Source organism: Candidatus Doudnabacteria bacterium (assembly GCA_037200925.1).
Classification (GTDB): Bacteria; Patescibacteriota; Doudnabacteria; order UBA920; family O2-02-FULL-48-8; genus JBDTSL01.
Genome location: JBBCGO010000001.1, coordinates 99,947 through 121,625, shown reverse-complemented (window position 1 = coordinate 121,625; position 21,679 = coordinate 99,947). Strand labels below are relative to the sequence as shown.

General features: G+C 47.2%; 25 protein-coding genes, 1 pseudogene and 1 riboswitch. Of the genes and pseudogenes, 3 read left to right on the top strand and 23 right to left on the bottom strand.

Going from position 1 to position 21,679, the window contains the following annotated elements; all coding sequences use genetic code 11:
- Positions 1-16 precede the first annotated feature (16 nt).
- A complete protein-coding gene (locus tag WDN47_00630) occupies positions 17-430 on the top strand; it encodes a hypothetical protein (protein ID MEJ0021071.1) in 414 nt (137 codons plus the stop codon).
- A 65-nt stretch (positions 431-495) separates the two neighbouring features.
- Here WDN47_00630 and mnmA read toward each other — a convergent pair whose 3' ends face one another.
- From mnmA to WDN47_00560, 14 genes and pseudogenes are all read right to left on the bottom strand, one after another.
- Complete coding sequence (gene mnmA / locus WDN47_00625; GenBank protein MEJ0021070.1) at positions 496-1,557, bottom strand: tRNA 2-thiouridine(34) synthase MnmA; 1,062 nt, start codon at positions 1,555-1,557, stop codon at positions 496-498.
- Positions 1,558-1,639: 82 nt separating this feature from the next.
- Positions 1,640-1,918 carry a hypothetical protein gene (locus tag WDN47_00620; GenBank protein ID MEJ0021069.1) on the bottom strand — a complete coding sequence of 93 codons (279 nt, stop codon included), beginning with the start codon at positions 1,916-1,918 and terminating at the stop codon, positions 1,640-1,642.
- Between the two features lie 18 nt (positions 1,919-1,936).
- On the bottom strand, positions 1,937-2,692 hold the full coding sequence (locus WDN47_00615; GenBank protein ID MEJ0021068.1) for a helix-turn-helix domain-containing protein: 756 nt from the start codon (positions 2,690-2,692) through the stop codon (positions 1,937-1,939).
- A 138-nt stretch (positions 2,693-2,830) separates the two neighbouring features.
- Positions 2,831-4,660, bottom strand: a complete 1,830-nt coding sequence (locus WDN47_00610) for a type IV secretion system DNA-binding domain-containing protein (GenBank protein ID MEJ0021067.1) — start codon at positions 4,658-4,660, stop codon at positions 2,831-2,833.
- A gap of 9 nt (positions 4,661-4,669) precedes the next feature.
- Complete coding sequence (locus tag WDN47_00605; protein MEJ0021066.1) at positions 4,670-5,995, bottom strand: hypothetical protein; 1,326 nt, start codon at positions 5,993-5,995, stop codon at positions 4,670-4,672.
- Positions 5,995-7,152, bottom strand: coding sequence for a sigma factor-like helix-turn-helix DNA-binding protein (locus tag WDN47_00600; GenBank protein MEJ0021065.1), 1,158 nt, complete (start codon positions 7,150-7,152; stop codon positions 5,995-5,997). Before WDN47_00600 ends, WDN47_00605 begins: the two co-directional genes overlap by 1 nt.
- A 136-nt stretch (positions 7,153-7,288) precedes the next feature.
- Positions 7,289-7,390, bottom strand: coding sequence for a hypothetical protein (locus WDN47_00595; GenBank protein MEJ0021064.1), 102 nt, complete (start codon positions 7,388-7,390; stop codon positions 7,289-7,291).
- A gap of 79 nt (positions 7,391-7,469) precedes the next feature.
- Positions 7,470-8,177, bottom strand: a pseudogene (gene secF / locus WDN47_00590) (protein translocase subunit SecF).
- Positions 8,178-8,181: 4 nt separating this feature from the next.
- Positions 8,182-9,534: a protein translocase subunit SecD gene (gene secD / locus WDN47_00585; protein ID MEJ0021063.1), complete on the bottom strand. Its 1,353-nt coding sequence runs from the start codon at positions 9,532-9,534 to the stop codon at positions 8,182-8,184.
- 72 nt (positions 9,535-9,606) lie between these two features.
- Positions 9,607-10,104 carry an adenylyltransferase/cytidyltransferase family protein gene (locus WDN47_00580; protein ID MEJ0021062.1) on the bottom strand — a complete coding sequence of 166 codons (498 nt, stop codon included), beginning with the start codon at positions 10,102-10,104 and terminating at the stop codon, positions 9,607-9,609.
- The gene (locus WDN47_00575) at positions 10,097-10,873 is read right to left on the bottom strand and encodes a Maf family protein (GenBank protein ID MEJ0021061.1); all 777 of its coding nucleotides are present in this window, start codon (positions 10,871-10,873) and stop codon (positions 10,097-10,099) included. Before WDN47_00575 ends, WDN47_00580 begins: the two co-directional genes overlap by 8 nt.
- A gap of 74 nt (positions 10,874-10,947) precedes the next feature.
- The gene (locus WDN47_00570) at positions 10,948-11,355 is read right to left on the bottom strand and encodes a hypothetical protein (protein MEJ0021060.1); all 408 of its coding nucleotides are present in this window, start codon (positions 11,353-11,355) and stop codon (positions 10,948-10,950) included.
- A gap of 21 nt (positions 11,356-11,376) precedes the next feature.
- A complete protein-coding gene (locus WDN47_00565) occupies positions 11,377-11,511 on the bottom strand; it encodes a hypothetical protein (GenBank protein MEJ0021059.1) in 135 nt (44 codons plus the stop codon).
- Between the two features lie 16 nt (positions 11,512-11,527).
- Positions 11,528-12,466, bottom strand: a complete 939-nt coding sequence (locus tag WDN47_00560) for a methionine adenosyltransferase domain-containing protein (protein MEJ0021058.1) — start codon at positions 12,464-12,466, stop codon at positions 11,528-11,530.
- A 74-nt stretch (positions 12,467-12,540) separates the two neighbouring features.
- Between WDN47_00560 and WDN47_00555 the strand changes: the two genes are divergently transcribed.
- Positions 12,541-12,927: a hypothetical protein gene (locus tag WDN47_00555; protein MEJ0021057.1), complete on the top strand. Its 387-nt coding sequence runs from the start codon at positions 12,541-12,543 to the stop codon at positions 12,925-12,927.
- 47 nt (positions 12,928-12,974) lie between these two features.
- Positions 12,975-13,076: riboswitch (SAM riboswitch) on the bottom strand.
- Positions 13,077-13,100: 24 nt separating this feature from the next.
- On the opposite strand, the gene WDN47_00550 is transcribed toward WDN47_00555, so the two are convergent.
- The gene (locus tag WDN47_00550) at positions 13,101-13,676 is read right to left on the bottom strand and encodes a thermonuclease family protein (GenBank protein ID MEJ0021056.1); all 576 of its coding nucleotides are present in this window, start codon (positions 13,674-13,676) and stop codon (positions 13,101-13,103) included.
- A gap of 61 nt (positions 13,677-13,737) precedes the next feature.
- On the opposite strand from WDN47_00550, the gene WDN47_00545 reads away from it, so the two are divergent.
- Entirely contained in the window at positions 13,738-14,052 is a 315-nt protein-coding gene (locus WDN47_00545) for a hypothetical protein (GenBank protein ID MEJ0021055.1), read from the top strand.
- Between the two features lie 14 nt (positions 14,053-14,066).
- Here WDN47_00545 and secA read toward each other — a convergent pair whose 3' ends face one another.
- The 8 genes from secA to WDN47_00505 all read right to left on the bottom strand — a co-directional run bounded on the left by secA (position 14,067) and on the right by WDN47_00505 (position 21,671).
- Positions 14,067-16,694 carry a preprotein translocase subunit SecA gene (gene secA, locus WDN47_00540; GenBank protein MEJ0021054.1) on the bottom strand — a complete coding sequence of 876 codons (2,628 nt, stop codon included), beginning with the start codon at positions 16,692-16,694 and terminating at the stop codon, positions 14,067-14,069.
- Between the two features lie 56 nt (positions 16,695-16,750).
- Positions 16,751-17,002 (bottom strand): hypothetical protein, encoded by a 252-nt coding sequence (locus tag WDN47_00535; protein MEJ0021053.1) that lies wholly within the window; start codon positions 17,000-17,002, stop codon positions 16,751-16,753.
- A 105-nt stretch (positions 17,003-17,107) separates the two neighbouring features.
- Complete coding sequence (locus tag WDN47_00530) at positions 17,108-17,416, bottom strand: hypothetical protein (GenBank protein MEJ0021052.1); 309 nt, start codon at positions 17,414-17,416, stop codon at positions 17,108-17,110.
- Positions 17,417-17,435: 19 nt separating this feature from the next.
- The gene (gene speB / locus WDN47_00525; GenBank protein MEJ0021051.1) at positions 17,436-18,353 is read right to left on the bottom strand and encodes an agmatinase; all 918 of its coding nucleotides are present in this window, start codon (positions 18,351-18,353) and stop codon (positions 17,436-17,438) included.
- 88 nt (positions 18,354-18,441) lie between these two features.
- Positions 18,442-19,410, bottom strand: coding sequence for a deoxyhypusine synthase family protein (locus WDN47_00520; protein MEJ0021050.1), 969 nt, complete (start codon positions 19,408-19,410; stop codon positions 18,442-18,444).
- A 147-nt stretch (positions 19,411-19,557) separates the two neighbouring features.
- The gene (locus tag WDN47_00515; protein MEJ0021049.1) at positions 19,558-20,934 is read right to left on the bottom strand and encodes a hypothetical protein; all 1,377 of its coding nucleotides are present in this window, start codon (positions 20,932-20,934) and stop codon (positions 19,558-19,560) included.
- Between the two features lie 73 nt (positions 20,935-21,007).
- Positions 21,008-21,343, bottom strand: coding sequence for a ribosome-associated translation inhibitor RaiA (gene raiA / locus WDN47_00510; protein ID MEJ0021048.1), 336 nt, complete (start codon positions 21,341-21,343; stop codon positions 21,008-21,010).
- Positions 21,344-21,353: 10 nt separating this feature from the next.
- Positions 21,354-21,671 carry a hypothetical protein gene (locus WDN47_00505; GenBank protein ID MEJ0021047.1) on the bottom strand — a complete coding sequence of 106 codons (318 nt, stop codon included), beginning with the start codon at positions 21,669-21,671 and terminating at the stop codon, positions 21,354-21,356.
- Between the last annotated feature and the right edge of the window lie 8 nt (positions 21,672-21,679).

The window sequence follows — 21,679 nt, the reverse complement described above, 5'->3', positions numbered from 1 at the left end:
GAGGCAACGGTTAACGTTGAGTCAGTGTCAGACGGTACTCTCTGCTGACGACTGCGACTTTGGCATTGAGCCCAAGCCCCACACGTCCCGCTACCTTGACCTCGTCATGGATGATGCAGGAAGACTGCATCCGGCCGTCACCCTTCGCAGCGGCGATCAATGTCGATTGATCGTGTTCAGCGAAGGCGTGGATAGCCGCGATTTCTGCAAACCGGGTTCCGGTTTCCGGAACTGGCAGAAGCATGTCCAAGTTTCTTTTCTTCAAGAGGATCCCAGCTGCCCGGAGGTCTATATCTTCGTCATCTACAACGGCTGGGTTCTCGAGCACGTGTCCATGATCGCGGATCTTCAGCCGTTCATGGGCTTTCCGTTCGAAGATGGAGTAGACAATCTCGAACCTGAAGATGAACCGGAAGAAATGATCGTGTAGAAGAGGCGGACAAGTCCCACTACTTGTCAACCTCTTCTTTTTTTATGCCAAAATTTTGTGTAACTTTAAAAAATCTGTTCTATGATGCCGCCGCCAAGCAACTCTTCTCCTTGGTAAATTACGGCTGACTGTCCCGGCGTTATGGCTCTTTGCGGCTGATCAAAAATTACTTTCAATTTGTTACCTGATATCTGTTCCAGCTTAGCCGAATATTCCGGGTGGTGATACCGGATCGTCACACCTGTATGCAATGGAAGATCAGGACTGGTGTTCACCCATGATAATTCTGAAACTGTAAAGCTTTTTTTCCATAGCTGTTCATCCTGTTTATCATTTGTTACTACCAACCGGTTCGCGCTAAAATCTTTGCTCACTACATAATAAGGTCCCGAACCGCCGAGTTTCATGCCTTCGCGCTGGCCGATGGTGTAATAGGGCAATCCGTCATGACTTCCCAAAACCTTTCCCGTAGCCGTTACGATCTCGCCAACCTCAGCTTTCACGTGAGCTTTCAAAAATTCCGTGACGTTGATCTTCCCAATAAAACAAATGCCTTGCGAATCTTTTTTCTCGGCATTCGGCAAGTTAAACTTTTTTGCCAGCAGGCGCACTTCTGACTTTTTCAAGTGCCCTATCGGGAACATGATCTTTTCAAGCTGTGATCGTTTCAAGGTATAGAGAAAATAGCTTTGATCTTTTGAAAGGTCAATCCCCTTCAAAAGCTTTCCCCTTTCAATACGGGCATAGTGTCCTGTTGCGACATGATCTGCTCCCAAACTCAGCGCTTTTTCCAGAAAAACCTTGAATTTAATCTCAGTGTTGCACATCACGTCCGGGTTCGGCGTGCGCCCAGCCGCATACTCGCGGAAAAAATACTCTACAACTTTGTCATAATATTCTTTCTCAAAATTCCAGATATAAAACGGAATGTTCAGAATTTGCGCCACTTTTCTGGCATCTTCCGAATCCTCGGCCCAGGTGCAGCCGTGATCGCCAAAATCTTCCGACCAATTTTTCATAAACACGCCGATCACATCAAAGCCTTGCTCTTTCAGCAAAGCTGCTGTAACAGAAGAATCCACTCCCCCGCTCATTCCCACTACAACTGTTTTTTTCTTGTCATTCATGCATGAAAGTATATCAAAAAATAGGCAAAAAAAGAAGGCAGAGCAGCGTACCTTTTTTAAAGATGTGCGCTCTGCCTGGATCTTATGTAGACTCCAGAAGCTCATGCAAACCGACGTTCGGGCGATGTTCTAGGATAGAAACGCGCGCCATGATCCTGCGCTCGTATCTGGTCTGCGGGCTGAATCCGAGGGCTTCGAGATGCTGAAACTGCGCAAAGCAGTTTGAGCACGTCTCAAAATGCAGATTGACTGCGTCTTGGGTCAACGGCGCCGACGGTGAATCGCTCAAGGAAAAAAACTCCAAGTGACTCGCTACCACAGCCTTCTTAACCAGCGCTTTCTGGTCGTTTTGCTGCCTCATTGTTCCTCCGCGAAATTTTTAGCTCTTAAGCTTGCCCCACAAACTTTCGAAGATCTGCTTCTGTGTGAAATAAATGTCGCGATTTTCGACAATCACACCGAAAGCTATCTCGGAAGAGTCTAGGCCAATGTGCGCGATCTTGCCTCCGTAGATCAACTCGTGAGTGGCTGTTGTGCGATTGCGACCTCCACTCAGCCACTTGCGTTCATCCAGGCCCGAAAGGAAGCCGCCCTCACCAAGAGAGATAGTGCGGACACGGATGCCCTTTTCTACCCTTCTTTGGTTGAACGCCGGGAACTCCTGGTAAATGCTCTTACGGTCTTTAGCCGTGGCTGCGGAATACACAACATATTCCTTTTCCGCTGCCTCGCCTAACGTATTGAGCACATCCTCCAGTATTTTTTTAACCCCTTTGAACCCCTCGTAGACCCGGATCGTCGGGCGGCCCCCTTGGGCCACGAACATGGTCTTGAGCTCAGGCAGTTTTTCGGAAATGCTGACCTTCAGCCTTTGCAGCCGGGTTTGTTTGTCCTCCACGGCTTCCACCAGGCGTTCCGGCGGTTCGGCTGCAAAGTGCTGTTTGCCCTTCCTATAAAAACTGACCAAGCCCAAATCCACTAATTTTTTAAGGATATCATAGGCAGTCCCCCTGTTTACGCCGGATTTGCGGGCAACCACCCTGGCCGGGGCCGGTCCTAATTCCAGAAGCGCGAGATAAACGTTTGTCTCTTTGTCGGATAAACCGAATTCTTCCAAAAGATTGTTTAATTCCATAAATTTCCGATTAATTGCTTTTACATCCTATTTGTATTTACCAGGTTGGTCAAAATTTTACCTACAACAGTCAATCTATTGCTAAAACAAGCCGACTTTTTGTCGGCTTGTTTTCTACAAAATTCGATTTATCCACAACTAGAATTGGATCTTATCACCGGGTTTTATGGTTCCGGATTGTACCTGGAGTGTCGGTTTTGGAGTTTCTTCTTGGACTTTAGGTGCTTGCTGTTTCGGCGGTTGGGGCAAGGATTCAGGTTTTGGCGCAGTGTTTTGAGGCGTTGGTTGGTTCCTATTCAGAGACTGCTCCAAAGATTTGCTTAAATTTGCAATAGCTGAAGTTGCTTTCTCCACTCGCTCAGTCACTTTCTCGGCCGTTATCTTATTTACGGTATCCCAAACCGGGTTTACAGGTTTTTTATCGGACGCGCGCCTGTTTGGGTGTGAATCTACCTGCCTTGTGCGTCGCTCAAATTGCCTTCTTTCATCGTGGCGCTCTTCCTGCCTTCGCTCGGTTCTGACCGGAGTCTGGACGATCGGACTTGCCTGTTGCTGCACAGCGGGCCTGACCTGCGGCGGAGTCGGCTGAGTGGCCATTTTTTCATGATAGCGCAGATTTTCCTGCAAATCTTCTTGCTCCACGGCGCTGCTCTCGGCTTCCGCAGCAGCCACATGGAATTCCGAACCCATCCATCTGTTGATCTTTTCTTCAACTGTTTCCCGCTTGTTGGCATAGCGCTCGCGCGAAACATTGATGACTTTTTCCTCATTACCGGTTGATTCGGCAATTGGCGCCAAGGTCGTAGCCGAAAAAGGAGTTGAGGACACGCCGTTGATCATAAGTTTGAGATAAACATGATATTTGGTCAGGTTGACCAGATCGTGCATCATATAGGTCGGCTCAAATTCTTTTTCCAAAAATTCCGAATCATCAGCGCCGACCCGGAAACAGACCAGGGTTCCGACGTTGCCGAAAATAGCATCGCGGACCACTGTGTCCTTGCCCTGGACCAGCTGCCCGATATATTGGTGCGCGACGATCAGGTTCAGTCGGTATTTGCGCGCCTCGGACAAAATATTGGCAAACGATTCAGTGGCAAAATTCTGAAATTCATCGACGTACAGATAAAAATCTTCCCGCTCTTCTTCCGGAATGTCCACGCGGCTCATGGCGGCCAGCTGGATCTTTGTGATGATCATCGCGCCCAATAAAGCTGAGTTGTCTTCGCCGATGCGCCCTTTGGACAGGTTGATGAGAAAGATCTTTTTCTTATCCATGATCTCCCGCAGATCAATTGAGCTTTTTGTCTGGCCGACAATATTGCGGATGATTGCGGAAGACAAGAACTGCCCGACTTTGTTCTGGATCGGAGCTATGGCTTCGTTACGGAATTTGTCGTTGTAGTTGGCAAATTCATCAACCCAGAAAGACTTGACCACCGGGTCCTTGATGTTATCAACTATCCGTTTACGGTAAGTTTTGTTCACCAGCATGCGGGCGATACCGAGCAGAGTGCTGCCCTGAGAATCAAGCAGGGCCAAAATAGTATTGTTCAAAATGTATTCCATACGAGCGGACCAGACCCCGGCCCAGATCTTCGTGAATACGCCCATCAACCCTGAAGCCACCAAATGCTTGTATTTGGGATCAACCGATTCCAGCGGATTGAATGCGATCGGAAAATCGCTGTCTGCCGGATTGAGATACACCACGTCATTTACCCGGTTTGACGGGACATAATTCAGGATCTTCTCTATAGAGTCTCCGTGCGGGTCCACAAAGGCCACGCCATGGCCGGCCTGAATGTCCTGGATGACCATATTTTCAATGAGCGTAGTTTTACCCATACCGGTCTTCCCGATGATGTACATATGGCGTCTGCGGTCATCACGGCGTATGCCGAAAGACACTTCCCGGTTCCGGAAATTCGTTTTTGCAAATAAAGTTATATCGTTATCGTCGTTCATTTTTTTATTTTATCCTATTGGTAAATCCATCGGAGGCGCTGATTTAACCGTTTGCACTCTTTCCATCTGCGAAATGCGGGTATGAGGCACTTGCGGGAAATGGAAGATCGTGGCCAGCTCCTCGGTATTCATGATGACCTTGCCCACTCCGCGCCAATGGCTGCGCGAGGTTATCCAGTGCAGCATGTGTCTTTTCCGGGTCAGTTTGCTAGCTTCGACATACGGCCTCTCCAGCCTTTCCGAAAGTTTATAACTCGGCCCTTCTGTCCAGCTGTGGCCGATATCCGGCTTAAAACCGTTCAGATTCACTTCGTCGAAATTCCGGAACGCGCCGACTATCTCAGGTATTCTCACGGCTTTGTTGATCTTATCTTTGGGAGCCAGATAAAATGTCCTGATGCGGACTTCATAGCCGATCTTTGAGACGGCATGCTCGATGGCATTGATCACGCTCTTCTCCACGTCGGTTTTGTGTATCATCAAGGTTGGAGGCTCTTCCTGGACCTTGACAGGAGCTGTGTGTCCTTCCTCGGGGCCCGACACTATCCCGACTAAAATCCGGGCCAGCAGATCAGGAATGAAATGCATGATCCTGAAAACCCAATCATCTCCATGCTTTTCCGGAACGCCTTTCAATTTGTCCACCAGATGTTTTGTGTGTTCTTTCCAAGAATCATCGACGGGTTTGATTACGAGCTGAAAAACCAACAATTCATAAGGCTGAAGGTTGCTCATAACTTCAATGACATTGGAAAGCGGATCAATGAACGTTTCTTGAGCTCCATGTTCGAACGAAGAGTCCAGCATATAAGTCCTGATCGGATAAGCGTTGTCCTTCTTTTTCAGCCACTCCGTACCCCAAAAATCAAAATCCGCGTGCTTGGGGTCATAATCGTGAGGCAAGTTGCGGAGATAATCTTCAGTCTCGAAAACTTCCGCTTTCGGATACTGGGCAAAGATCGCGCTTTCCAATAAATTGCGGAAGCGCGCGGGAATTCTAAAAATGAAAGAAACCTTGCCGCCTAAACTGACAATTTCGCAGGAAACATTGAGCACGGACCTGCCGTTGAACCTCTCGCCGAACGTAAAATTTTGATGGATCGCATGCAGGGCAGTAAAAATCTGTTCCATGGCCAAAGGAGATTTTTCGTTCAGCTCGTCAATTTTTACCTCCAAAAAAACCCATTCGATCCCGGACAGATAGACGTGGTTGTTCTCTTCCCTCTTCAAATAAAAAATCATCCAGAACAGCAAACCCGCAAACAGGGTCCACCCATAGTAGTTTATTAAAACAACATCTATCAAATAATGGAAAAAATCGCCTAAAACTGACATTAATTCACTGGTTCTCCTTGGGACAATGCATATTTATCTTTGCCGACCTTTTGGAAATTTTTCCGATTAGATAGGCCCACCAAAATTGTGTTTCGTTTCACCAAACGGCGCTTCATGACCTCGGTTATGATCTCATCCCGGGTCAGCGGCCGGCCAAAAGATTTTAGGATCTCACGGATGACATCCGCCACGACTCCCTTAGTATAACCCCATTCCGAAAGCGCATATATCCCCCTCCCGATCAGGACAAAACGGATGTCTTTGATCAGTTCATTATGCACGGTTTCCTGGTAAGCCACCCTGTTGTCAAATTTATTGTCATTGATAAGCTTAGTGATGACGGAATAATGCTCGGGTTTTTTATGATGCCTCATCACCAGATAGGCTTTATCCCCAACGTCGCGGGGCTTAACGTCACTCCAATGTTTCAGTCCGATCTCGTCGAAAGGATTGATCTGGATGGCTTTGGAAGCATTCAGATAGCTGTGCAGAACGCGGTCATTCAATTCCAACTCATGTTCTTTAAAATAAGAGGTCTGCTTGAACCGCTGATGCAAAGACAGCTCCGTCAAAACATGGCCCTCGGACTCCAGAATTGCCGTATATTCTTTTATGATCCGGTCGAGTTTGGCAAAATCAAAACCGATGATATACCAGGATTCAAAAAATTCCGGTGATTCTTTAAAATTTTGGAACTGTTCGCCGAGATAGAGCAAAAACTTAACTGCATTCATTTCTTCCTGATCAGGCTTGTTCTGAAGGATTATCTGCATCAACAGTTCTTCGCTCATGAAGTTGCCGTGCTCCGTGATGGTTTCAAAGATCAGCTGCAGGGCTTTTTCGTGGGCGCCCTGGTGCTTTTTCTTTAGCGTATTTAAAGAGTCTTTTTCTATCTGACGCACGCGTTCCCGGGTCAGGTTATGTTTCTTGCCGATAGCTTCCAGGGTCTCAATTTCCGAGCCGGAAAGGCCAAAACGTTTGCTTAAAATTTCCTTATCGCGCTCCTTTAACGAGCCCATAAGCTCATTCACCAAAGAAACAGGCTGAAAATCATTCAAGCTGTTCTGGGTCTTGGTCCCCATTATCTGATCCAAAATACCTGTTTGTCCGGCAGGCGGATGGGAACTCGTCGGGTTGTTAGTGTCTTTATCTGACATAGAATTGTATTAAAAATAGTATAGCACAAAATTTCAATTCTGTCAAGGATTATGTTCTAATTTGTTTTTTTGAAATAAATTCAGCAAAATAATAAAAACCGCTCAGTTGCTCGGAGCGGTTTTAGTTATCTATGCTTTAACGGGACGAACGCCTGACTTCCCAATTATGCCAGACGATCAGGATCGGACTGGCAATAAATATGGATGAATAGGTCCCGGCAATGATGCCTATCAGCAAGGCCAATACAAAGATATGGATGCTGCTGCCCCCCGAACAGGAACAGCGACAGAAGAACAAAAATAACCGTCAGTGAAGTATTGATAGAACGGACAAGAGTTTGATTGATGCTGTTGTTGATGATCTCGGACAATGACTGCCCGGCCCGTATGCGCAAATTTTCGCGGATCCGGTCAAATACAACGATCGTATCGTGAACGGAAAAACCCAAAACCGTCAGCATGGCAGTAACAAACAGGCTGTCAACTTCAATTCCCTTAAAATGTCCCAGGATGGAGAAAGCGCCGAGCACGATGAACAGGTCATGCAGAAGAGCAATGACGGCCGCAATCCCAAAACGCCAGGACGAGACAGGTTTGGTAACCTTGCGGAAAGCATAGGCAATATAGAAAATGATCCCCAACGAGACCAAAAGCAACTGCACGAAGGCCTGCGAGCGCAGCTCTTTGCCGATTATTGGGCCGATGGAAGTGAATTGCTGTTCTGTCACAGCGCCGAATTTATCGGTCAGAGCTTTCATAAATGCGGCATGCTGCGTTTGGTCTTGCGGTCCGGTCCGGATGATCACCTGGTTGCCGCTGGCGGGCTGGATCTGGGCATCGGGAAAAGAGCTTTGGAGAACTGATTGTATTTCTGAAGACTGCGGAACAGCCCCCGGAAATTGGATCTGGGTTAAGGCACCGCCGGTAAAATCGATACCCGGCTTGAGGCGGAACATCACCAAAGACACAATGCCGGCCAATAAAAGTATTGCGGAGACTGCGAACCAGAATTTGTAATATTTCATTATGTTAAGCATTGGGTTTCTCCTCAGCCATGGTGCGTACGCCGTATAAGCCGTGTTTGACCAGAATATTGTGGCCGACCAGCATCCTTAAGAAGGTCCTGGTCACGGTTATGGCTGTGAACATGGAAACAAGGATGCCGATGGCCAGCGTGATGGCGAACCCCCGGATGATGCTGGAACCGAAATAACCCAGGATGAAAGTCGTGATCAAACTGGAAAAATTAGAATCGCGCACTGACAGCCAGGCCCGGTTAAACCCGTCTTCCACCGACTGCTGGAGGGTTTTCCCTTTTCGCAGCTCTTCTTTCATGCGCTCAAAGATCAAAATATTGGCATCCACGGCCATACCAACCGACAAAATAAACCCGGCGATGCCGGCAAGAGTTATGGTGATGCCGAACAGTTTGAAGATCGCCAAACTTAAAGCCGTATAAATAGACAAAGCGATGACCGCCAAAACACCTGGCAGCCGGTAATAGATGATCATGAACAAAGCCACGATGGCGAAACCGATCAAGCCTGCTTCCACGCTTTTTTCCACAGACTGCAAACCTAACGTGGCGCCGACGTTTTCCTGGGAGATGAGTTTGATCGGAACGGGCAAAGCGCCGGCGTTAAGCCTTGTCACAAGGTCTTTAGCTTCCTGAACTGTATATTGTCCTGTGATTATCGCCTGACCGTCGGTGATCGGCGTATTGACCGTCGGCGCCGATAAGATCTCTCCGTCCAGAAAAATAGCGATCCTTTTGCCGACATCGCGGGTCGTGATATCCGCAAACAATTTTGTGCCTTCCGCGTCAAACTGCAAAGCCACCTGCGGCAAGCCGGTGCGCTGGTCAAATTCCAATGTTGCGCGCTTGAACTGTTTGCCGGAAAGTCCGGTTGGTTTGAAGGCATCATCAGCCGAAATGTTCACCTGGCCGTTGGCGTCGGGCTTCACTGCCGGCGGATTGGGATTTTCTTCCCTGAATTCAAGAAACGGAGTTTGGCCGATGAGCGAGATGGCCTGGTTGATGTCCTTGACCCCGGGCAATTCCACTATCAGGCGGTTGTTTCCCGAAACCTGGACCAAAGGCTCAGACACCCCGAATGCATTTACTCTCCGTTCGATAACATCTCGCGCCGAGTTCATGGCATCGCTTTGCGCTTCAGGAGGGATGTTCGTAAGGTCGCCTTCATAGACCAAATGCGTACCGCCTTGCAGGTCCAAACCCAATTTGAGCTTGAACTGCTGGTTATAGTTGATCTTTATCGGTTTGAGATTGATCTTGCTTCCCTGCGGCAAATCCAAATAAACCGCGCCTGCAGCCAGAAGTAAGATCGCCAGAAAAGTTAGGTATAATCTACGTTTTGACATTAAAAAAGAGGTGTTTCCTCAAGCTGAATTATAATAAATTTACTGAGCGAATACAAGACCCGCGTAAAATGATTATTTTTTCCTGATTTTCACGTCCACCTTGCGGGGCGCAGTCCTCATCGCTTTATCCACCAGCATTGAGCTGGACTGGATCTTCCCGCCGGCGCCGACATTGTAGACCATCTTGATGCCGTATCTTAAGCATACGGCCAGATCCCTGCTCAAAGAAGAATTCTTTTTCCTTGCGTCCGCAGGATTGCGGTCGCCCCCGTTGGCAAATATATCGGGCTTGATCGTCCGCAATTCTTCACTGACGCTCATATCGTCCGTATCAAACTTGTGCTTCGAAATTAAAACCTCGTCCACGTATTTGATCGCTTCGATAACTTCTTTCCGTTCTTTCTGGGACATAAAATTAAATTTTTTCTTTTTCAAAAGCCAATTGTCATTATTCAGAATTACCACCAATTTGTCGCCCAAGGCTTTGGCTTCCTTGAACATTCGGATGTGTCCCGGATGTATCGGATCAAATCCGCCGGACACAGCCACGACGATCTGTTTTTTATCCATTTGAAACCTCGTCGATCAGCCGCCTGGTCAAAAATCCAGGCAATCCCATGACCGTATCTTTTTCGCCCTCAATATATGCTATGTACGGCTTGATAGCAGGATCGGCCGGATGGAAAGCGCCGGCCCAGTCGAAAACCTTCCCCAGCAAAATCATCTCTTCGATCAAACTGAGCGGGATTTTCAAAAAATATACTTTTGCCGAATCCACTCCTTCCGCGATTTTTTTGTTCTCGGTATTCATAACTACTACGCCGGATATCACTTCCGCAGGTGTGCTGCCGTAGGACAGTAAAAAAGACCGGGCCTCGTCATCACTCAGCGGCTTTTCATAGAGCTTGCCGTCATGAACAACAACCGTATCGCAAGTAATTAAGATCGCAGGCTCGGTGATTTTTTCTCTCAAATTTTCCGATTTGCTCCTAGCTATTAAAACCGGTAAAGACTTGAAATCATCGGATCTGATTGATCTTTCATCGATCTGTGGGATCCTGACGTCAAAATTATAACCCCAATTTTTCAATATTTCTTGGCGTCTTGGCGATCCTGAACCGAGGATTATTTTCATGGCTATATTTTCCCACAAATTAACCAAAAAGAAAAGCGCGAACGAAAGGTTCACGCTACCACTTGGGCCTGCCGGCATCGTCAAAGCGCAGTCTGCGCTGGTCAGACGGAGAACCGTGCTCATCCAGATCCTCTGATAAACCATGCGGCCATACACGGGATCGTCTGACTGGCGCGGAAGGGTGAGGATAGTCCTCTCCTTCATAATGCGATCTGTCGCGGTCAAAAATCGTTAAACTGACCCATCGGAGAAGTCTTAGGATCATGACTACCTCCTGATTATTGCGATCCGGGATATTCCGAGTATATTCCGTCACGATCGGGATCGGCTTGCGGGGGATTGTTCATCCGACCGATCCTCTGGTCCGAATCCCAGACGTCGTAGCGGTCAGAGAACATCAGGATCAGAAATATTGTTGATAGAATGACAACCGACCAGTTGAGCTTCGGCCAAACAGTTCCCGTCAGCAGATAGGCGCCTGCGAGCAACATGATCGCCGTCATAGCCGCCTCTTTCTTCCAGTTCAGCATGAACAACCCTGCGACTATGAGCATTACCGCGACATCGTACTCCGGCGTGGAGAATCCCAAGCTGTGCGCGATCAGCGCCCGCAGAATGTCTGTCAGCCCGAGCGCCAGCAGAACGATGCCGAGGATCCGAAACGCGCGCCTTGCGGTCCTATCCATAAGGTCCTCCAGTTTTTTATTCTATTTCTTGAAATGTTTAAAAAATTCAATCTGGCGCAATCGCGCAAGAGCGGCTTTCCTGGTCTTGAATTTTCCCAGCACCTTGTGCGTCTTTTTTGAAAGGATGACATAGATGCTGCCTCGTTTCCGGATCATGTCATTATAATACCATTTATTTATCCCAAGGAAACCCTCGTCCGAAATGGCCCCATGTAGCCGTATCGGCAAATTTTACTTGGTCTAATTTAAGATATTGGCGTATCCCGGTAGGACTCAGGTCAAAGCCCACAATTCCTTCTTCCTTGCCGTCTATAATAGCCACTGCCATGACAGGCTCTCTTTTGCCTATAGCATATGCCAGTTTAGTATAAACCTCCTTGGCTTTCCGATCCTTTATAAGCTCTACAGCGATCTTGCGCGCCATATATGCGCCCGACCTGTCTACTTTTGTATAATCCTTGCCGGAAAACGATCCTCCTCCGATTGGTATCTCAGGCCCATAATTATCAATGATCAGTTTTCTGCCTGAAAGACCCGTATCTGCATCGAATCCGCCTTGCGTCCATTCTCCTGCCGGGTTTATCAAATACTCGCGGGCTTCCATATTATTCCGCACAAGTTTTAAAAGTTCGACATTTTTTGTATTTTGAAAACTGGCCACAACGGTGACCACATTCCCATTTTCGATCGTCACTTGCGTTTTCCCGTCATACGGATACACTTCGTAAATTTTTTTACAAAGATCCCTGGCCAGAGTGAATTCAAGCGGGAGGTATGCCGGAGTTTCGCTAGTAGCATACCCTTTCATAATACCTTGGTCGCCTGCTCCTCCAATGTCGACTCCTTGGGCGATCTGCGCGCTTTGCATTGTTAAATTGATGATGATCCTGTAATCAAGGCCGACAATATTTTGCACCAATTTTTCAAGATCTGGTTTTGACAGCGAAGTGACTTCCCCGTTTATCGTGATCAATTTATGACCGCCCATGACCTCGATCGCCACCCGGCTTTCCTTGTCATCTTTAAGATACGCGTCCAAAATCGAATCTGCGATGAAATCGCAGACTTTATCCGGGTGTTTGGGACTGACAAATTCGGCTGTTTTAAGCATTGACGTAGTGTTGATTAAACGCTAAACTGCTTGAATATCGCAAGGAGGAATTGCGATTTCCCCAAGGAGCCCCTATGTCGATTTCAGTGAACAACGGCGACTGGCCTAAGGCTCGCATGCTCAAGATCATTATCGGCGAATCCATGAGCGAACAAGAGATCGGTCTGCTGACCTTCGGGCTTCGTCCTGGCTTTATCCAAAAGCTCAACATTGTTGTGTTCGACCTGACCCATCTGGAACGGTTTGAACGGGATACGTGCGAGTTCATGATCCAGACCAAATCGGTGTTCGCGAACATGCACAAGCCTTTGGTCTTCGTCGCCAACTCTCAAGCGGTTCAGGAAGACCTGAAAAAAAAGGTCAAGGCGCTGCCTAAGGAAATTTTTGCCGAGTACGGAGCAGCGATCAACTGCGTAAAACAACTGGTTGACCCTGTGCCCCTCAAACCAAGCCCGCGCTAGCGAGGCTTCTTTTTTTACAAAAAAACCTTCCGGAAGGAAAGTTTTTTTATTATCTTTCCTCGTTAGAGGCTGGAATTGGCACCTTCTCTTGTTGAGGGTTGCCGGGCGGGTCATAAAGCCAGAGCTTTCACCGCCACTCTTGATATATATTCAGTTGTTGGATTAATTATACACTATTGCGCAGGATTCGTCTGCTCGCGGCCTGTGGACAGCTTTGAGATTGTGCATTGGCCGTTCCACAACCCCAATTTATTGGTCCTTGCATAAGATTCCGCAGCGGCAAACTCTTCCGATTTGGAAACATCAGGAGGATACGGATATGCAAAGGCGTAACCCTGTTTGACCAATTCCATATTCACAAATGTTCCGTCCTCAAGATATACGAATCCCAGCCACCGGCCGTACTGGTCCATATCATCAACATCTTTGTAGAACTTGATCGTTTTGCCTTCCACCAGTTCTTTATTTTTTTCCGCAGCTTGTTTGGCAAAACATTGCACGGGTTTTCGCTGGTCAAACTCTTCGGGCGTGTCCACGCCCACATACCGCAAATGATCGCCGTTGATAAAAACTATTGTATCCCCGTCAATGACGTGATCTACTTTTATCGGTTCGCCGGGAATAGTTTTGATGCTTGTGTCATAGTTTTCACCTGTAATTATCGCTTTTGGTGATTTGATGTGACTTTGCGAGATCAGAAACACAAGCGCCAGCAATCCAATAATCAAAAATATTGTTTTGTTTTTCATAAAAACCTGTTGACTTGTTTATGATTCTTTGATAAACTCTTTAGTTGAGGAGGAATAATAAATGACGCAGATAGACGATCCTTTAGGCGAAACTAAGCGCCACTTCCGGAAGGATCTGGCAGTCTGCATCAAATGCGGACATCAGATCGTTGATGGAAGTATTTCCCCGTTTTGCGAGGAATGCGGAGAGCCGAATGCATTCTTAGACCGAGAAAAGTTCAAGGCAGTATTCGGTTTGACCCCGGAGGAAATCAAAGCTTCGTGCCGCGAACCGGAGCATAACGGATTTTTTCCGACTCCCGCTGTCCGAGCCAGCTGGGACGCGCCGTTTTGCCCATGGTGCGGAGCCCTGCTTGCAAAGCCCGACTCAACTTGAGAAGGGCTCTTTTTTTATGTCTTTTGCGCCATCAATCTTTGATGCTCGGGCGTGTTTAAAAGGCCGCATTTTTTCCATTTTTTGCCGCTTCCGCATGGACAAGGGTCGTTGCGCCCGATTTCTTTTTGCGAAGGATCTAGCCGGATCACCGGCGCCTGCTGTGGCACGACATCAATTCTGAAAATAGTAAAAACAATTTGCTTATTGATCTCTTCCAGCAACCTTTGGAAAATCTGATAGCCCTCATTTTTGAATTCCTGCAATGGATCTCTCTGGCCATAACCGCGGAGTCTGACCGAATCGCGCAAATGCTCCACTGTATCCAAATGTTCCTGCCACAGAGTATCAATTGAACGCAGGTACACCAATTTTTCCATATTGTTCAGAACTTCGCGTCCGACCTTCTGTTCTTTGGCTTTGTATTCGCGCTCTGCGATTTCTACAAAGTGATTGACCAGTTCGATCGCATCATGCGAATCAATGATGTCCGTTTGCTGCAGCGGCAAAAATCCCGAAATTTCTTTATGCAGCTCCTCTAAATTCACATCTTCCTGCGCCAATGCGAAATTAACAACGTTCGTAATTTCTTTTTCTATCATGCCCAGAATATCTTCAGATAAAGGTTCCGTGCGATCCAAAATTTCTTTTCGCTTGCCGTAGATCACTGTCCGCTGCTTGTTCATGACATCGTCGTATTCCAAAACATGTTTGCGGGTGTCAAAGTTCAACCCTTCGATCTTGCGCTGGGCCGATTCAATGGATTTGGAAATAATCCCATGTTCTATGGGCTGGTCATCCGGAATGCCCAGAGTTTCCATCATTTTCTGCACCCGCTCGCCGCCGAACAAGCGCATCAGGTCGTCTTCCAAAGAAAGAAAAAATTGCGAAGCACCGGGATCTCCCTGCCTCCCTGCGCGTCCGCGCAGCTGGTTATCAATACGGCGCGATTCATGGCGCTCAGTACCGATGACAAACAGGCCGCCGAGTTCTTTCACTTTTTCCTGCTCAACAGGATCCGGAATGCTTCCGCCCAAAATAATGTCAACTCCTCTTCCTGCAATGTTCGTGGCCAGGGTGACTGCGCCCAAGCGCCCCGCCTGCGCGATAATATGCGCCTCGCGGTCGTTATTTTTTGCATTCAGGGTTTCGTGCGGCACTCCCGCCTGGGTTAGAAGCTCGGACATCATCTCGTTCTTCTCAATTGAGATCGTACCGATCAGCATCGGCCGGCCCTTTTCATGCAGTTCTTTAATAGTTCTGATAAGCGCGGTGAATTTTCCTTCCACGTTCTTATAAACCTGATCCGGCGAATCTTTTCTGACCATGGGCTGGTTGGTCGGGATCTGCACCACTTCTAAAGTGTAAATTTTGTGGAACTCCTCAGCTTCAGTTTCTGCAGTACCGGTCATGCCCGCCAGTTTGTGATATAAACGGAACAGATTTTGGAACGTAATTGTGGCCAAGGTCTTGCTTTCCTGCTGGATCTTCACAGGCTGGCGGTAAACCGCGGCTTCTTTGGCTTCGATCGCCTGGTGCAGACCCTCGGAATATCTGCGGCCGTACATCATGCGGCCGGTAAACTCGTCTACAATGATTATTTCACCGCTTTTGACCACATACTGCTGGTCCCTTTTGAAAAGCTCTTTGGCGCGCAAAGCGTTTTCGTTGTGATGCACGAGCGCAACATCATTGTAAAGATTTGGAACATTCAAAATTTTTTCAAGGCTGGAAATCCCTTTGTCATTTATCATCACAGCCTTGTGTTTTTCATCTACTGTATAATCCTCATCTTTGACAAGTTTATTCGCAGCCCTGGCAAATTCCAGGTATTTATCGGTCGGGTCCGTATCGGGCGCAGAGATTATCAAAGGCGTGCGCGCCTCGTCTATCAAAATGGAATCAACCTCGTCCACAATGGCATAAAACAGGTCCCGCTGAACCATCTGGTTCTTGTCCCAAACCATATTATCGCGCAAATAATCAAATCCGTATTCATTATTCGTGCCGTAGGTGATGTCCGAAGCATACGCCTGGCGCCTCGGAATAGGCCGCATGTGTTTGACATCCAAAACCAAACCCTGGACCTTGGATTCGATCTGCTTGATCTCTTCCTCTTCCGGGGCATAACCCGGATCATACAAAAATGCCTGCTCATGCTGAATTGAGGCCACGGATAATCCCAAATAATGGTAGATCTGGCCCATCCACGATGCCTGCCAGCGGGCCAGGTAATCGTTAACTGTGATCAGATGCGCGCCGCGTCCGGCCAAAGCGTTCAAATATAAAGGCAGGGTCGCAACCAGGGTTTTTCCTTCACCGGTTCGCATTTCAGCTATTGAGCCTTGATGCAGAACCATGCCGCCAAGAAGTTGCACGTCATAATGCCTCTGGCCAATCGTTCTTTTGGCCGCCTCACGCACGGAAGCAAAAGCCTCAGGCAATATCTTTCCGAGATACTCTTTGGTTTGTTCCAAATCTAAAGGCGCCAAGTCGGATTTCCACTTAGCTGTTAGAGTTTGCAAGTCGCTTTGCGACTTGCCTTCAAATTCTTTTTCAAGCGAGTTTATCTCGGCAACTTTTTTGCCGAGCTGCCTGACCACCGTTTCATTCGAAGATGAGAATAGATTGGATAAAAAAGACATAAAAATCTGCTTTATTATACTAAATTCCGGCCAAAAAGAAAAGGCCGAAACAAAAATCATCTCGGCAGGGAAAATTTCTCAATCCATTGGTTGAGTTTTTTAGCCTCCGCAACCATCAACTCAATAATCACATTGGTTACAAAGCCATCTTCCTCCAATATTTTGGCGTTCTCTTCGATCAGTCTGCAGTCAAGAAATTGCTTATTTAAATCGCGTTGGCTCGCCTGATAGCGCAGCCATCCCACCAGGACAGATCTCTCCTCTGCGCTAAGAGGTACACGGTCTCGAAGCATCCGTTCATTTGCCATGGTTGCTATCCCCCATTCGGGTTTGTCGGATATTAAGATATAACCCCTTTTATATGATTTTGTCAATAAGAAGAATTGCAAAAAGAAAAGGCTAAGACAAGCGTCCTAACCTAATGCCTCAAGCCAGTTGTCAAACTGCCGAATATGTCCGTCAATATCCTTCTTCTGGCTCTCCTTGTGAGGGCAGGTGATGGGCATGGTCTCGCCCCATTTGAACCAGATCTCGCGGTCTCGTATCAGCAGCTCTTTGGCGGGAGTTGGATCTCCGGCTTCAAGGGCCTTTTGAGCATCCCCGTACTTCCGGGACTCGTTCTCGTTGGTAAGCAAAAAATACTCGGCTTTCACGTATTTCAGATACCAGAGTATCTGATTGCGCGACCAATCCGATGCGGATTGGGTGGTTTCATCCGCCATCTTAGTTTCCTCCAAAAGTTTATGCTTTCAGCGCTTTCGCCTTGAATTTGTATAAGATCATTTTCATCAAAAGCTTGGCAGCCATGAAGTCCGGCGCTTGAAGTTCTTTTATCGGCGCCAATTCCACCAGATCAATCCCTATGATATTTTTCTTCTGAGCTACTGCTTTGATTATCGGCAGAATTTCGTCCCACGCAGGTCCCCCGGGTTCAGGCGTCCCGGTGGACGGGATCATGCTCGCGTCAAAAGCATCAATATCAAAACTTAAATATACATTTTCGCCTAAGCTATCGACGATCTCGTCGATCTTCCAGTTCTTACGGTCCCTTGCCAGGAAAACTTTCACGCGTTCGGGATGGTTCTGCCAAAATTCATATTCAAGTTTATTAAAATTCCGGATGCCGACCAATGTGGCTTTTTTAATATTCGGCAAATCCAGAGAATATTTTAGCCAAGCCGCATGAGTAAAAGGTTTCGGCGACCACCTGTCGCCAAGATCCAAATGCGAATCAAAAACCAGAACCGAAACATCTTTGTAATGCTCGTTCAAAGCCTGGGCAAAACCAAAACTGATGCTGTGTTCCCCACCCACAACCACCGGCAGTTTCTTTTGCTCGATGATATTTTCAACAATACTTTTCAAAAACTTGCACGCTTCTTCTGGCTCCTTAGGCAGTTCCGGCTGCTGCGTTGTCCAAATTCTGATGTGATCCTGTACATCATCCAGCAACTCGTCGTCAAAAGTCTCGACCTGGAGGGAAGCTTCGATCAATCCTGCTGGTCCCTTGTCTGTGCCATGCCCAAAAGTCACAGTGCCTTCATATCCGAAAGGTACGATAACGGCATCTGAGGACTCAAAAGTAACCTCGGGTTTGATGCCGAGGTTGAAGATGTCCAAAAATGGCTTTGGTTCATATGGCTTTTTGGGGTCAAACATATTCTAAGGAAATAACTCCCCCGCTAACGCTTTGGCTAATTCACCCCCTCTTAATTTAAGAGGGGGTGGCGCATCAGCGCCGGGGGCGTTATTGATTAAGTACATATGCAAATATCAATGGCGCCACAATTGTAGCGTCTGACTCTATCACAAATCTGGGCGTAGTTACATCCAATTTTCCCCAAGTGATTTTCTCGTTTGGCACGGCACCGGAGTATGAACCGTAAGAAGTCGTGGAATCCGATATCTGGCAAAAATAACCCCAGAGCTTGCAGTCTTCCTTGAGATCCTGCTGGATGAGAGGTACGACGCAGATCGGAAAGTCGCCGGCGATACCGCCGCCGATCTGGAAAAAGCCGATTGAGCTATTTTTGGAATTTTCCTTATACCAATCGATCAAAAAAGCCATTTGTTCCATACCTGACTTCACCACCTGGAAATTAGATACGTCTTTTCGTATCACATTAGCCACAAAAATATTGCCCAAAGTTGAATCTTCCCAGCCGGGTGTAAAGATCGGAATATTTTTTTCGCATGCCGCCAAAACCCAGGAATCTTTGGGATCGATCTGGTAATACTCCTTCAAAACCCCGCTCTTGATCAGCTGATACATATATTCATATGGCATGTACCGCTCATTGGCCTTATCGGCTTTCTGCCAGAATTTCAAAACATGCCGTTCGATCCGGCGCATTGCCTCCTCTTCAGGAATACATGTGTCGGTTACGCGGTTAAGATGGTTGTTCAGCAGATCCACTTCATCGGCAGGGGTAAGGTCGCGGTAATTAGGCACGCGCTTATAGTGATCGTGCGCGACTAAGTTAAAAATATCTTCTTCAAGATTGTTAGCGGAAGTTGAGACGGCGTGGATCTTATTCTGGCGTATCATTTCGGCCAAAGACAATCCCAGTTCAGCCGTGCTCATAGCGCCGCCCATGGCCAAAAACATCTTGCCGCCGTTTTTTAAATGTTTGTCATAAGCCTCAGCCGCGTCGATCACAACAGCCGAATTGAAATGGCGGTAATGATGTTTGATAAAATCTTTTATTGTTCCCATAGATTTAAGTTAATTATATACATTTTTAATTGATTAGCGAGGGCACGCTTTGCAAAAGAATTGTGAGGCCGTATCAACGGCCGAGCACTTAGCAAAAATTTTAATGAAATTTTTGCGTCTTTTCGAAGCGTGCCCGAGCGCCCTCCCTCACCATCCGAATTGTTTTCCGACTTCTTCCGAAGTTTCCCGGCGGCGGGCGAGTTTGATTTCTCCGTTCTGGCAAATGATCTTGGCCGGAGATGAAAGCAGGCAATGATGTGAGGCCAGCGGATCCTGATATGCGCCTGAGTCATAAAACGCGACATATAATTCCTCGCCGTTCAGATCTTCCATCCGTGGCATGAAAATATTGCCGCCCCCGGCGGTATATTTGTCGTCAGAATCACAGGAGGAACCCGCAAACCAAACGGACTGCAGTTTGGTTGATTTCATGTAGTTGACCGGGGTGACATGCCATTTCTGTTTGATCGCCCAGGTATCCAGCAGGTCGTTCATAAAACTGCCGTCAATGACGTACCATTTGCGCTTGGCGCCTTCGGCCACGGGCTTTTCGGATATGATCTTATAAATTGTAATTTGCGCGGGAGCGGCCACGTATCTGCCCCATTCCACTATCAGGTTCGGGTGTTTAAGATTATTTTTGTCGCAGAATTTCTTGGCGCTGCGGACGATCTGGTTGATCGCGGTCTTTGCCGAGTAAAACTTGCCTTTCTTCTCGTATGGCACGCCGGCGCCGCCGCCCATATCGATCGTATCCAGTCCCGGATTGGTCTTTTTCAGTTCCTTGTAAATTTCCAGAGCGCGCTTGAACGGGTGGACCAGACCGTCAACCCGCTCGATCTGCGAGGAAATATGATAGTGCAGAACGCTTAAATTCCTGATCTTGCCAATCTTCAGGATCTCATCTTCATGGAAGCCGTAACGGTTAAATCTTTTATCCCAGTGGGATTTGACCTTAACATTCATATTGACGCGGATCCCCGTTTCTCCCTTGAATTTTTTCAGCCGCTCTAGCTCCTTATAATCCTCAATGATCGGGATCACGGTGAGGCCCTTGGCCTTCAGCTCCTCGATAAGCTTGATATAAGGCTCATTTTTCGGGCCGTTGCAGATAACTCTGATCTTGGGATTGAACTTCTCCTGTTCCAGCATTCGCTTGACCAGCCATAGTTCATTGACTGAGGCCACGTCAAAGTGCCCGCCTTCAGACACCACCGGCAGGACGAACTCTTTGTTCTGATTGACCTTCATGGCGTAGTGGTAATAAAACCGGCCCTTGTAGCCATGCAGCTTGATGTAGGCGTTAAAAATATCGATCAAGTCCCGCACGCGGTTCTCCAGAATGTACGGAAAGACAATTTCAAGAGGCGAACCGTATTTTTTTATAAGGTCGAAAATATTGTACTGGTAATTTCCTTCTTTGACGACCAGCTTCCCGTCCGACGTGATGTCAAAAGGTTGAGTATTATACTCTTCGACTCCAAGCTTCCAAAATTTCTTGAAGTTATTTTTCTTCGTGTTCAATTCAGTGAAAGATTTTCAGAAAAATTATTTCAAGTTAATTGTAAAGCAATTACAAAGCTTGTCAAGGACTTTTTTATATTTTTTTCTTCGCAGTGCGTCCGCCGCGGCGGAACAGAGTAGTTTTCTTATCCTTGAACTTGCTGATCTGCTCTTTCAATTTCGGTATGACCAGATCAACCGCGGCATAAATGTCTTCTGCCTCGGCATCAGCCCGCATAAGTTTGCCGCTCATTACCAGCATGATCTCGGCGCGGAAAACTTCTCCGCTGTGGTGGTGGCGGTCGCGTTCAAGTTCAACCTTTCCTTCCAGAACGCTGATAAACTTGTCTAACGCGCCGACTTTTTCTTCCACATATTCTTTGATAGAGGGAGTCAGGTCCAAATTTGTTGCTTTGATCGCAATATTCATATGGGTTGCATTAATGTAGAAATTTTTTCTCTTCTTCTGATTTTTCTTTGGCTGCTTTTACTTGCTCTATTGCTTTTTCGATCTCATTATCTATGTCATCAATATGCTTTGAGCCGGATGAGATCTGGCCGGGCAGGCTGAAATACAAATTTCTTAAAGGTTCCTGCACAGGATCGTCGAGATCAAAAAAATCAATGCCGTATTTTTTGGATTTTTCTACTAAGATCTTTTGTATTTTAGGGGTAATTTCAAGTTCTCTAAAAGACTGGGTCTTTTCCGGACCGGAAATTTCGAGTTCTTCAGAAGGTCTTTCTATAGTCTCTAGCATATGCTATT

Bases quoted from the DNA above. Each gene is read 5' to 3' on its own strand.
- mnmA (MEJ0021070.1), bottom strand. From the start codon at position 1,557: ATGAATGACAAGAAAAAAACAGTTGTAGTGGGAATGAGCGGGGGAGTG.
- WDN47_00620 (MEJ0021069.1), bottom strand. From the start codon at position 1,918: ATGAGGCAGCAAAACGACCAGAAAGCGCTGGTTAAGAAGGCTGTGGTA.
- WDN47_00615 (MEJ0021068.1), bottom strand. From the start codon at position 2,692: ATGGAATTAAACAATCTTTTGGAAGAATTCGGTTTATCCGACAAAGAG.
- WDN47_00610 (MEJ0021067.1), bottom strand. From the start codon at position 4,660: ATGAACGACGATAACGATATAACTTTATTTGCAAAAACGAATTTCCGG.
- WDN47_00605 (MEJ0021066.1), bottom strand. From the start codon at position 5,995: ATGTCAGTTTTAGGCGATTTTTTCCATTATTTGATAGATGTTGTTTTA.
- WDN47_00600 (MEJ0021065.1), bottom strand. From the start codon at position 7,152: ATGTCAGATAAAGACACTAACAACCCGACGAGTTCCCATCCGCCTGCC.
- secD (MEJ0021063.1), bottom strand. From the start codon at position 9,534: ATGTCAAAACGTAGATTATACCTAACTTTTCTGGCGATCTTACTTCTG.
- WDN47_00580 (MEJ0021062.1), bottom strand. From the start codon at position 10,104: ATGGATAAAAAACAGATCGTCGTGGCTGTGTCCGGCGGATTTGATCCG.
- WDN47_00575 (MEJ0021061.1), bottom strand. From the start codon at position 10,873: ATGAAGGAGAGGACTATCCTCACCCTTCCGCGCCAGTCAGACGATCCC.
- WDN47_00570 (MEJ0021060.1), bottom strand. From the start codon at position 11,355: ATGGATAGGACCGCAAGGCGCGCGTTTCGGATCCTCGGCATCGTTCTG.
- WDN47_00565 (MEJ0021059.1), bottom strand. From the start codon at position 11,511: ATGATCCGGAAACGAGGCAGCATCTATGTCATCCTTTCAAAAAAGACG.
- WDN47_00560 (MEJ0021058.1), bottom strand. From the start codon at position 12,466: ATGCTTAAAACAGCCGAATTTGTCAGTCCCAAACACCCGGATAAAGTC.
- WDN47_00555 (MEJ0021057.1), top strand. From the start codon at position 12,541: ATGTCGATTTCAGTGAACAACGGCGACTGGCCTAAGGCTCGCATGCTC.
- WDN47_00550 (MEJ0021056.1), bottom strand. From the start codon at position 13,676: ATGAAAAACAAAACAATATTTTTGATTATTGGATTGCTGGCGCTTGTG.
- WDN47_00545 (MEJ0021055.1), top strand. From the start codon at position 13,738: ATGACGCAGATAGACGATCCTTTAGGCGAAACTAAGCGCCACTTCCGG.
- secA (MEJ0021054.1), bottom strand. From the start codon at position 16,694: ATGTCTTTTTTATCCAATCTATTCTCATCTTCGAATGAAACGGTGGTC.
- WDN47_00535 (MEJ0021053.1), bottom strand. From the start codon at position 17,002: ATGGCAAATGAACGGATGCTTCGAGACCGTGTACCTCTTAGCGCAGAG.
- WDN47_00530 (MEJ0021052.1), bottom strand. From the start codon at position 17,416: ATGGCGGATGAAACCACCCAATCCGCATCGGATTGGTCGCGCAATCAG.
- speB (MEJ0021051.1), bottom strand. From the start codon at position 18,353: ATGTTTGACCCCAAAAAGCCATATGAACCAAAGCCATTTTTGGACATC.
- WDN47_00520 (MEJ0021050.1), bottom strand. From the start codon at position 19,410: ATGGGAACAATAAAAGATTTTATCAAACATCATTACCGCCATTTCAAT.
- raiA (MEJ0021048.1), bottom strand. From the start codon at position 21,343: ATGAATATTGCGATCAAAGCAACAAATTTGGACCTGACTCCCTCTATC.
- WDN47_00505 (MEJ0021047.1), bottom strand. From the start codon at position 21,671: ATGCTAGAGACTATAGAAAGACCTTCTGAAGAACTCGAAATTTCCGGT.